Raw genomic sequence first — 9820 nt, 5'->3', positions numbered from 1 at the left:
GACCGCGCGGGGGGGGGGGCCGCGGCCCGCCCCCCGCCGCCCGCGGGCCCCCCCCCCCCCCCCGGCCCCCCCCCCCCCGGGGGGGGGGGGGGCGCCCCCCCCCCCCCCCACGCCGCCGGCCCGGCGGCGGGTACCCGTTCGGCCTCACATGGACCGGATGTGCATGTAGCGCTTCACGTCGGGCAGGACGCGGGACATGGCGAGGACGGCCGCGGCCGCCCCCACCGCGCCGAGGGCGATCTTCCACATGGCGGGTGCTCCTTTCTGTGGTGTCGGTGGTTTTCGTGGTGCCTGTCGTGCGGTCCGCCCGGCCGGATCCGCTCACCGCGGACGGGCCGCAGGACCGGTCGCCGCGTGCGGACTCCCGGCCCGCGCGCACTCCTCCCCGACGACCCGCAGCACGAGGCCCACGGCCTCGTCCACGGCGGCGGCGACGGGTGCGCTGAGGCCGATGCCCTCGTCCAGACAGGCCGGTTCGCAGCCCACGACCAGCACGCGTGCGGGCCGGCTGCCCGCGTTCGTGCCGGCGCTCAGGGTGTCCAGCAGGGCCAGGACGGCGTCCGGCGTCATGCGGTGGCCGTCGACGACCGGTGGCTCCGCGAGGTCGCCCGCCTGCCGCGGCGGCACCTCGATCAGCCGCAGGGTGCCGGGCGGCTCGCCCCCCGGCACGGCGTCGACCAGGACCACGCAGCGGTAGCCGTCCAGCAGCTGGTACGCCAGGTGCACCCCGCGGACGCCGGTGTCGGTGAGCTCGGCGCCCTCGGGCAGCGGGTGCCCGGCCAGCCGCCGTAGGACCTCGACGCCGAAGCCGTCGTCGCCGAGGAAGATGTTGCCGATGCCGGCGACCAGCACGCCTCCGGCGCTCACGCCTCCTCCGCCGGGGCCAGCTCGTCGGGCTGGAAGTACAGGAACCGGCCCTGCTGGCGCCGGAGTTCCGCGCCCGGGTCGCCGTCCACGGTGACGGCGAGGTGCACCCCGCCGTCCACGTCGTGCAGCACCGCCTCCACCAGGGCGCCGCGTCCGTGCAGGAACAGGTCCTGGGCGTCGGTGCGCCGCTTGCCGGGGCGCAGCACGACCCGGCTGCCCGCGCCGACGGACGCGCCCTCGATCACCACGCGGTCGCGTGCCGGGTCCACCGAGGCGTCGGCGCCCGGGTCCCACCAGGGCGTGTCCGGCGCGGTCACGGCCGGCACCGGGTCCGGCCCGGTGACCTCGCGCAGCGCCCGTACGGCACCGTGCAGACGCTCCATCACCTCCGGCGGCATGGTCTCCGCCAGGTCGATGACGGCGGCGGCCCGGTCGTCGGTGCCCCGGGCATGCCGCTTCTCCTCGTCGGTGAGGGCGGCGGTGCGCAGCGCCAGGATCTCGTCGATCTCGGTGGCGTCGTACATCGTGCCGGCGCTCTCCGGGGCGATGCGCGGATGGTCCTCCAGGATGATGGGGGAGGACAGCACCACGTCGGCGGCACCGTCGTCGCCCGCCAGCACCGGCCACGTCTGCTCGTTGCGGCACTCCGCGACGGCTCCGCGCGCCCACTGCGGCGGATCGGTCATGGAGACGAACGAGCCCGCGGTCAGCCCCAGCATCAGGTGTGCGGAGACCAGCGAGTGCGGGAGCGCGTCCTCGCGCCGGCTCGCGGTGCCCGCGCCGGTGTTCTCGACGACGGCGGTCAGCCGCAGGACCCGGTAGGGGCCGGGCAGTTCCTCCGCGGCGATCCTGACCACGCCCTCCAGCGCCTCGCGGCGCCGTACGACCGCGCCGACGGGCGCACCGTCCTCGCCCACGACCGGCTCGGTGGTCTCGGCCGCCGGCAGGGTGAACGGGAGAGTGATGCCGCCGTCAGTCAACTCGGCCATGGCGGCGTTCAGTTCGACGCGTTCCTCGAACCCCTCGTCCCAGGGCACCAGCACCCGGTCGGGCAGCTCCAGCGCCTCCACCGCCTCGTACGACCCGTCGGGCAGCAGACGCCGGACAGTGCGCCGCTGGGCGTGCAGGAAACGCAGCTCGGCGTGGAGCACGGCGTCCGCACGCGGCTCCATGAGGAGTTCGGTGCGCTGCGCGGCGGGTTCGCCCGACGCGGCCGCCCACGCCGGGGGCACGAGCACGCCGAACTGCCAGCGCATGCGGTTCTTCGCCGACGACGCCCGGTACGGGTAGAGGACGTAGCCCTCGAAGAGCACGGCGTCGGCCACCTTGCGGGCGGTGTCGAAGCGTTCGGCCGTCCTCGCCGCTCCCGCCGCCTCCGCGGCGCCCGCCGTCACCGTGCCGCTCCGGCGAGCAGCGCCTCGACGGTGGCCTCCCAGGACGGCAGGGCGTGCCGGCTGCGGAAGGACCGCAAGGCGTCCATGGAGCCGCGCGGCAGCCGGATCCAGCCGCAGCCGGGGAAGTGCGCGTCGATCGTCTCGCGCCACACCGCCACCGGCAGGCGGCACGTGGCCTCCTTGTGCCACGGCACGGGCAGCACCTGGAATCCGCCCGGTCCGAGGAAGGCGGTGCCGGAGAACAGCATCAGCAGCGGCGCCTCGCCCTCCTCCAGCGCGTCGAAGTACTTGGCGGAGGCGATGTCCATGTCGTAGGTGCACGGCACCGGCAGATCGACCTCGACCTCGCCGGTGAAGCCGGGCACCATCACCGACACCTGGGCGAACTGGAGCGGTTGCAGCGTGCTGCCCCAGCGTTCCGGCGCGCCGAACAGGTCGTCCAGGCCCTCGGCCTCGGCCGGTGTGTAGCCGCGCTGCGCCGGCTCGATGCGCAACTGGCAGCGCAGCGCGATCGCGTGCACCCGCTCCCCGCCGGAGGCGGTGATGCGCAGCCGGAGGACGAGCGTCGGTCCGGCGGCGTACGGATCGGCCCGTACGCCCGTGCACGTGAAGCCCAGCTCGGTCACGACCGGTTCCCTTCCCGCGGCACCGCGGCCGCCCGCTGTCGTAGGTCGTCGAAGAAGGCGGCGAGTTCGGCGCGCGCGCCGGGCCCGCCGTCGAAGCCCTGCCAGGTCAGCCGCAGCCGGCCGACCAGTTCGTACGCGCGGTCGACGGGCGCCAGGTAGCACTCGCCCCCGTCGCCCTCGCGGCGCACCAGCAGCGTCTCCACGTCCGGCCGCAGCGCGCGGGCCAGCGGCGAGTCGCCGAAGACGGCCTCCCAGGTCCCCGGGTCCACGTCGCTCTCGGTGGCGCCCGCCGGGCTCGGGTAGAGCACGACGGGCCGGTCGAGGGAGGCGTTGTGGAAGAAGAAGGCCACCGACACCGGGATGCGAAGCCGCTGCCAGGCGACGGCGTCCGGTACCGAGCCGGGGTCGGAGAGATAGCGGTCGGGCACGGCGGCGAAACGGCCGCCGCCTGCGCCCTGCCGGTCGAAGAGCAGTGAGCAGGGCGTGCAGGCGCACGCCAGCGCGCGCTGGTTGACGTCCACGAGGTGCCGGTGGGGTCCGGTCAGCGTCTCCCCGCACAGCTCGCACCGTTCGGGTGCGGGCGGGCGCGGGGCGACGAAGCGGCGCAGCCCGGCCGCGGGTGGGGACTGCGGGCTCACGGCGCCCCCGGCGGGCGCGTGCCGATCTGCAGCAGCGCGGGCTCCCGCGCGGCGGGGCCGGCCTGCGGCAGCTCGACCGCGGTCACCTCGGGCGCCCAGCAGGACAGCGCGGCCTCGATGCGCTGCCGGGTGGCGTCCGTGGTGCTCGGGCAGCCGCAGCCGCCACCCTCGCGGGCGGCCAGCCGCAGCGTGCCGCTGTCGGGGTCGAAGTGCTCGATGTCCACCGAGGTGCCGGCCCGGGCGGCGTGGACCGCGCGGCCGGCCCGCGTGAGGGTGTCCTCGGGGTGCAGGTCGTGCAGGACGAGCAGGCCCGCCACGACCTCGTCCGCCAGCAGCGCGGCCATGGGGTCGGCGCCGCGCTTCTCCAGGAGTTCCACGGCGCGGGCCAGGCCCGCCCCGTAGAACTCCATGAGCGTGCGCACCAGTTCTTCGGCGGCGGCCGCCGCCTCGCCGTCGCCGGAGGCGGCGAGCGCGTCCAGGATCTCCTCGATCCGCCGCGCGGTCCGCTCCGCGCTCATCCGGCCATGCCGCTCAGGCCGGTGGGGACGTGCAGCTTCTCCACGGTGCGGCCGCCGCCGACGTACATGTGGACACCGCAGGGCAGACAGGGGTCGAAGCTGCGCACGGCGCGCATGATGTCGATGCCCTTGAAGTTCTCCGGGGAGTTCTCCTCGAAGATCGGCGTGTTCTGCACCGCGTCCTCGTACGGGCCGGGCGTGCCGAAGCTGTCGCGCACGCTCGCGTTCCACGGGGTCGGCGGGTACGGGTGGTAGTTGGCGATCTTGCCGCCGCGGATCACCATGTGGTGCGAGAGCACACCGCGCACCGCCTCGGTGAAGCCCACGCCGATGCTCTCCTCGGGGACCTCGAACTTCTCCCACGTCTGGGTGCGGCCCGCGCGGACCTCCGCCAGCGCCTTCTCCGTGAAGTGCAGCGCGCAGGCGGCGGCGTAGGCCTGGAAGTAGGTCCGTGCCCGGTTGCGCTCCAGGGCGTTGCTCCACTGCGGGATCTTCCACTCGAAGGTGGTCTCCGGCTTGGTGAGCGTCTTGGGCAGGTTGATGACCACGCTGTGCCCGGTGGCCTTCACGTAGCCGATGTCGACCAGCCCGTTGAGCGCCGTCGACCACAGGCGGGCCAGCGGGCCGCCGCCGGTGTCGAGGGCCAGGTGCTCCTGGCCGTCGAACCAGCGCGGCGACATGACCCAGCTGTACTTGTCGTCGAAGTCCCGCTTCTGCGGCGCCGGGATGGTGTGCTGGTTCCAGGGGTGGCGCGGGTCGACCGGGTTGCCGAGCGGGTCGTGCGTGACGAACTGCTCCTGGCCCTCCCAGTCCTGGTAGTACGAGCTGCCCAGGAGGATCCGGATGCCGAGGTTGATGTTCGTCAGGTCGTTGGTGACCAGCTTGCCGTCCACGACGATGCCGGGGGAGACGAACATCCGCCGGCCCCAGTCGGTCATGTTGGCGTACGTGAAGTCGCAGTACTCCGGGTCGTTGAACGCGCCCCAGCAGCCGAGCATGATGCGGCGGCGGCCGACCTCCTCGTAGCCGGGCAGGGCGTCGTAGAAGAAGTCGAAGAGGTCGTCGTGGAGCGGTACGACCCGCTTCATGAACTCCACGTACCGCATCAGCCGGGTGAGGTAGTCGGTGAACAGCTGCACCGACGCGATGGTGCCGACGCCGCCCGCGTAGAGCGTGGAGGGGTGGACGTGCCGGCCCTCCATCAGGCAGAACATCTCCCGCGTGTAGCGGCTCACTTGGAGCGCCTCGCGGTAGAACTCGCCCTCCAGCGGGTTGAGCGAGCGCATGATGTCCGCGATGGTGCGGTAGCCGTGCTCCGCGGCGTGCGGTGCCTCGGTGCGCTCGGCGAGCTCCAGGACGCCCGGGTTGGTCTCGCGGACCATCTTCTCGCAGTAGTCGACCCCGACCAGGTTCTCCTGGAAGATGTTGTGGTCGAACATGAACTCCGCGGCCTCGCCGAGGTTGATGATCCACTCGCCGAGGTGCGGAGGCTTGACGCCGTACGCCATGTTCTGCGCGTACACCGAGCAGGTCGCGTGGTTGTCCCCGCAGATGCCGCAGATGCGGCTGGTGATGAAGTGCGCGTCGCGCGGGTCCTTGCCCCGCATGAAGACGCTGTAGCCGCGGAACACCGACGAGGTGCTGTAGCACTCGGCGACCCGCTTCTGCTTGAAGTCGATCTTCGTGTGGATGCCGAGGCTGCCCACGATCCGGGTGATCGGATCCCAGGACATCTCCATCAGGCCACTGCCGTCTCCGGCCGTCTTCGTCTTCGGAGCCATGTTTCTGCGTGCCCTTCGTCAAGCGGGGGGAGGCCGGGGTCGGCGGCCGGGGTCAGTGCCGGGGTCGGTGGCCGGTACGGTGCCGTGGGGTCACCAGGGCGCCTTGTAGCCGGTGGTGAGCTTGCGGCCGGTGTGGCGCCACTTGGGCTCGTGGTCGACGGTCTTGGCCGTCATGGAGCGCAGCCTGCGGATCGCCGCCCCGTACACACCGCTGGCGGTGCTGGACAGCCGTGCGCCGGGCGGTTCGTCCATGAACGGCATGAACATGTCGGGGAAGCCAGGCATCGTGCACGCGATGCAGATGCCGCCGACGTTGGGGCAGCCGCCGATGCCGTCCATCCAGCCGCGCTTGGGGACGTTGCACTTGACCACCGGGCCCCAGCAGCCGATCTTCACCAGGCACTGCGGGGAGTCGTAGCGGTCGGCGAACTGGCCCTGCTCGTAGTAGCCGGCCCGGTCGCAGCCCTCGTGGACGGTCGCGCCGAACAGCCAGGCCGGGCGCAGCTTGTCGTCCAGCGGGATCATCGGCGCGGAGCCGACCGCCTGGTAGAGCAGGTACGTCAGCGTCTCCGCGAAGTTGTCCGGCTGGATCGGGCACCCGGGCACGCAGACGATCGGGATGCCGGCCTTGGACTTCCACTCCCAGCCCAGGTAGTCGGGCACGCCCATGGCGCCGGTCGGGTTGCCCTCCATCGCGTGGATGCCGCCGTACGTGGCGCAGGTGCCGATGGCGACGACGGCCAGCGCCTTGGGCGCCAGGCGGTCGATCCACTCGCTGGTGGTGATCGGCTGTCCGGTGGCCGGGTCGTCGCCGAAGCCGCACCAGTAGCCCTCGGCCTTGATCGACTCATTGGGGATGGACCCCTCGACGACCAGCACGAAGGGCTCGATCTCACCGCGCTCGGCCTTGAAGAACCACTCGATGAAAGTGTCTGCGCCCTGGACCGGACCGCATTCGAAGTCGATCAGCGGCCAGTGCACGGCGATCTTCGGCAGGCCGGGGAGCCCGCCGAGGGCGATCTCCTCGATGCTGGGCAGCGTCGCGGCGGTGAGCGACACGGAGTCGCCGTCGCAGCTGAGCCCGGCGTTGATCCAGAGAATGTGGATCGGCGCCTCGTCGTCGGCCGGGGTGGGGGCGGCGGCGTTCGTGGTCGAAGCAGTCGCATCCATGGGGATGCCTCCTCAGAGAGCGGCAAATGCCACATAACGGCATCTCCTCCCCTTGATAGCGACTGGCTCGCCGGAGCGGGATGTTGAAGGGGGCCAATCCGGTGATCTGCTTTTCATCCCGGATCCTGATCCGCTCCTGGGAACACTTGTGCGGCCCTGCCCTGCCCTGCCCTGCCCTGCCCTGCCCTGCCCTGCCCTGCCCTGCCCTGCCCGAGCGGGGCAGGCTTCTCGAAGCGACCCGTGAGAAGCCCGTGGCCCTGCCTTTCGGTCACCGATCGCTGAGATCCGGCCGATCCGGGACTCCTGTGGCCTGCACCCTTCCCGCCCGAACGAACGTTCCCGTAGCTTCCTGTCTGTTGATCACGGGGGATCCGGCCTTGATCGCCCGCAGACACCGGCGGCATGTACGTCAACCGGTGCGGAACGGTTTCCCCGATGAGGACAGCGCGTTGAACTTCGCTTTCACGGTGCCGCGTCATCCCAGCCGTGGCGTGAGCGTGGCCGTGGCTGTAGTGGCCGGAGCCGTGCTCGCAACAGGCTGCAGCATGTCTGACGGGGCGCCGTCCACGGTGCACGCGGAAGCGTCGCCCTCCGCCCCGGCGAGGAACAAACCGAGCTCCTCACCGTCCGGCTCGTCATCGCGGAGTTCAAGCCCGGACACAGGGAGCGAAAAAGGCGGCGCACCGATCGCCGCCTCCAAAGACGGTGTCACGGTGCACCGACCGGTCCTCAAGGAGAACGGTGACGCGTTCTGGGTGGGCGTGAAAATCACCAACACAGCATCCGAGCCGGCCAGAGTCAACGCCGTCATCCGCCTGACCGGCCCCTGGGGATACAACGCGCTGCTCGATCTGCGGACCGACGTCCTGGAACCCGGCGGCGTCAGCGACGGCGTGTACTCCGCGCACGACGAGTACGACGGCGCCGTGATCCCTGAGCACCCCACCGTTGTGGTCGTCGAGGTCACTCACGCCTCGGCGTAGACCACTACTTCCCTCTCCGTCGGCTCCCGGCATGGCGGCACCGGTCGCGCATCCGGCGGCACGACTCGCGGACGGGACGTGACGCACACCGGACGCCGCGGGGTCAGGGAGCGGTGGTGCCGCGGACGAAGGCGGTGCGGAGGGCGTGGTAGGGGGCATCGGGGTCGGAGAAGGCGGCGCGCATGCGGGTGAGCTCGGCGTCGCGGTAGGCGGACAGGGGTTTGACCGCTTCGCGGCGTTCGAGGTCGGCCTTCTTGGCGGCGACGCGGGCCTGGGCGGCGGAGGTGCCGGCGAGGCGGGCGGCCAGCCGGCGCACGTCGGCGGCGAAGTCCTGCGGTCCGCACATCAGCAGCCGGTCCACCAGGCCGAGCCGCATCGCCTCCGTGGCGCCGACCGGCAGGGCCCGCTCGGTGAGCCGTCGCGCCGTGCCGGGGCCGACGCGGCGGGGCAGGGAGTACGTCCAGTACTCCGAGCCGTACAGGCCCATCAGGCGGTAGTGCGGGTTGAGCACGACGCCCTGGCGGCACCAGACCTCGTCCGCGGCGAGGGCGAGCATGACGCCGCCGGCGCCCGCGTTGCCGCCCAACGCGGCGACGACGAGTCGGCCGGTGGTGGTGAGGACCGCCTCGACCAGCTCGTTCATGGCCGTGATGTTGGCCCAGGACTCCGCGGCGGGGTCCGCGGCGGCCTCGATCGTCTTGAGGTCGATGCCGTTGGAGAACACGTCCCGGCCACCGCCCAGCACCAGCACGGAGGTGGGCCGCGCGCAGGCGTGCCGGTACGCCGTCAGGAGGCGGCGGCAGACGTCGGTGGACAGGGCGCCGCCCGGGACCGAGAACGAGAGCACGCCCGCGGCCCCCTGCTCCCGGTAGCGGATGTCGGCCCAGTCGTCCTCGTCCGCGTCCCGGGCGGGGACCTCGGGGAGGTCCGGCAGCAGTGCGCCGAGCGCGGTGACCGCGGGCAGGGCGAAGGTCCCGGGGCCGCCGGGGGAGCGGCGGGCGCGCAGTCGCGGGATCCACACCGCGCCGTCCGAGGTCGCCCGGCACACCGCGCCCGCCCGGGTGGCCAGCAGCTGTCCGGGCTCGCCGCGCAGCCGCTGCTCGGGGTGGCCGCCGTGCAGGAACCAGCGGGCGCCGAGCAGTTCGTCCAGCACGCCGGGCCGGGAGTCGGCGGCGCGGAGCTTGCGCAGGACGGTCCCGGTGGTGTCGCGGGCCCAGTCGATCCGCCGCTCGTCCTGGGTGACGGCCGGCCGGGCGCGGACGTGCGGGCGCACCGCCGGGTCGGTCTGCCGCCTCGGGAGGTACGCGCCGGAGGCGACACGGTCGACCGCCAGGAGGACGGCCTCCATGGCGGCGTCGGAGATCTCGCCGCGGTACAGGTCGCTCTTGCCGACCGGCGGCACGGCGCAGCCCACGGAGGCCCAGATCGCACCGGCGTCCATCGCGGCCTCCGCCTGGAGGACCGTCACGCCCCACTCGGCGGCGCCTTCCTGGATCGCCCGGTCCAGCGAGGCCGGGCCCCGGTCGCCGGGCGGCCCGGGGTGGACGACCAGGCAGGTGCGGGCGGACCAGACGTCCGGCGGGATCGCCGCCCTGAGCATCGGCGCGATGACGAGCTCCGGCTCGTACCGGGCCACGGCCGCGCGCACCGCGGCGCCGTCCGGGGTCACCTCGACGGCGACGCTGTGGCCCAGCTCGGTCAGTTCCACCAGGGCGCGCTGGGTCAGGCTGTTGAACGCCGAAGCCACCAACAGGATGTGCATCTGTACCTCCCGGCCACCCGGCACGGTCGGGGAGCGCCAGGACTCTTCGCAGCAGATGATGCCCGGCGGGCGGCCCTCGCC

At 72.9% G+C, this 9820-nt stretch carries 10 protein-coding genes; 1 reads left to right on the top strand and 9 read right to left on the bottom strand.

The genetic code is table 11. The features are described 5' to 3' along the window. Positions 1–144: 144 nt before the first annotated feature. The 8 genes from ACFYXS_RS13395 to ACFYXS_RS13360 all read right to left on the bottom strand — a co-directional run bounded on the left by ACFYXS_RS13395 (position 145) and on the right by ACFYXS_RS13360 (position 6994). Positions 145–249 (bottom strand): DUF6893 family small protein, encoded by a 105-nt coding sequence (locus ACFYXS_RS13395; RefSeq protein WP_384276552.1) that lies wholly within the window; start codon positions 247–249, stop codon positions 145–147. Between the two features lie 72 nt (positions 250–321). Beyond that, the gene (locus ACFYXS_RS13390; protein ID WP_389247255.1) at positions 322–867 is read right to left on the bottom strand and encodes a hydrogenase maturation protease; all 546 of its coding nucleotides are present in this window, start codon (positions 865–867) and stop codon (positions 322–324) included. Continuing rightward, positions 864–2261: a hypothetical protein gene (locus ACFYXS_RS13385; protein WP_389247253.1), complete on the bottom strand. Its 1398-nt coding sequence runs from the start codon at positions 2259–2261 to the stop codon at positions 864–866. Before ACFYXS_RS13385 ends, ACFYXS_RS13390 begins: the two co-directional genes overlap by 4 nt. Next, on the bottom strand, positions 2258–2887 hold the full coding sequence (locus tag ACFYXS_RS13380; protein WP_389247250.1) for a DUF6084 family protein: 630 nt from the start codon (positions 2885–2887) through the stop codon (positions 2258–2260). Before ACFYXS_RS13380 ends, ACFYXS_RS13385 begins: the two co-directional genes overlap by 4 nt. Further along, positions 2884–3525, bottom strand: a complete 642-nt coding sequence (locus ACFYXS_RS13375) for a DUF5947 family protein (protein WP_389247248.1) — start codon at positions 3523–3525, stop codon at positions 2884–2886. The genes ACFYXS_RS13380 and ACFYXS_RS13375 overlap by 4 nt, the downstream gene beginning before the upstream one ends. Then, positions 3522–4043, bottom strand: a complete 522-nt coding sequence (locus ACFYXS_RS13370; protein WP_389247246.1) for a hypothetical protein — start codon at positions 4041–4043, stop codon at positions 3522–3524. Before ACFYXS_RS13370 ends, ACFYXS_RS13375 begins: the two co-directional genes overlap by 4 nt. Next, complete coding sequence (locus ACFYXS_RS13365; RefSeq protein ID WP_389247244.1) at positions 4040–5824, bottom strand: nickel-dependent hydrogenase large subunit; 1785 nt, start codon at positions 5822–5824, stop codon at positions 4040–4042. Before ACFYXS_RS13365 ends, ACFYXS_RS13370 begins: the two co-directional genes overlap by 4 nt. Positions 5825–5914: 90 nt before the next feature. Beyond that, positions 5915–6994 carry a hydrogenase expression protein HypE gene (locus tag ACFYXS_RS13360; protein WP_389247242.1) on the bottom strand — a complete coding sequence of 360 codons (1080 nt, stop codon included), beginning with the start codon at positions 6992–6994 and terminating at the stop codon, positions 5915–5917. 713 nt (positions 6995–7707) lie between these two features. Between ACFYXS_RS13360 and ACFYXS_RS13355 the strand changes: the two genes are divergently transcribed. After that, positions 7708–7977, top strand: a complete 270-nt coding sequence (locus tag ACFYXS_RS13355; RefSeq protein ID WP_389247240.1) for a hypothetical protein — start codon at positions 7708–7710, stop codon at positions 7975–7977. Between the two features lie 103 nt (positions 7978–8080). Here ACFYXS_RS13355 and ACFYXS_RS13350 read toward each other — a convergent pair whose 3' ends face one another. Further along, on the bottom strand, positions 8081–9739 hold the full coding sequence (locus ACFYXS_RS13350) for a hydrogenase maturation protein (protein ID WP_389247238.1): 1659 nt from the start codon (positions 9737–9739) through the stop codon (positions 8081–8083). Between the last annotated feature and the right edge of the window lie 81 nt (positions 9740–9820).

The sequence above is a fragment of the Streptomyces sp. NPDC002574 genome (assembly GCF_042889545.1).
Lineage (GTDB): Bacteria > Actinomycetota > Actinomycetes > Streptomycetales > Streptomycetaceae > Actinacidiphila.
This window is presented reverse-complemented; position numbering and strand designations above follow the sequence as displayed.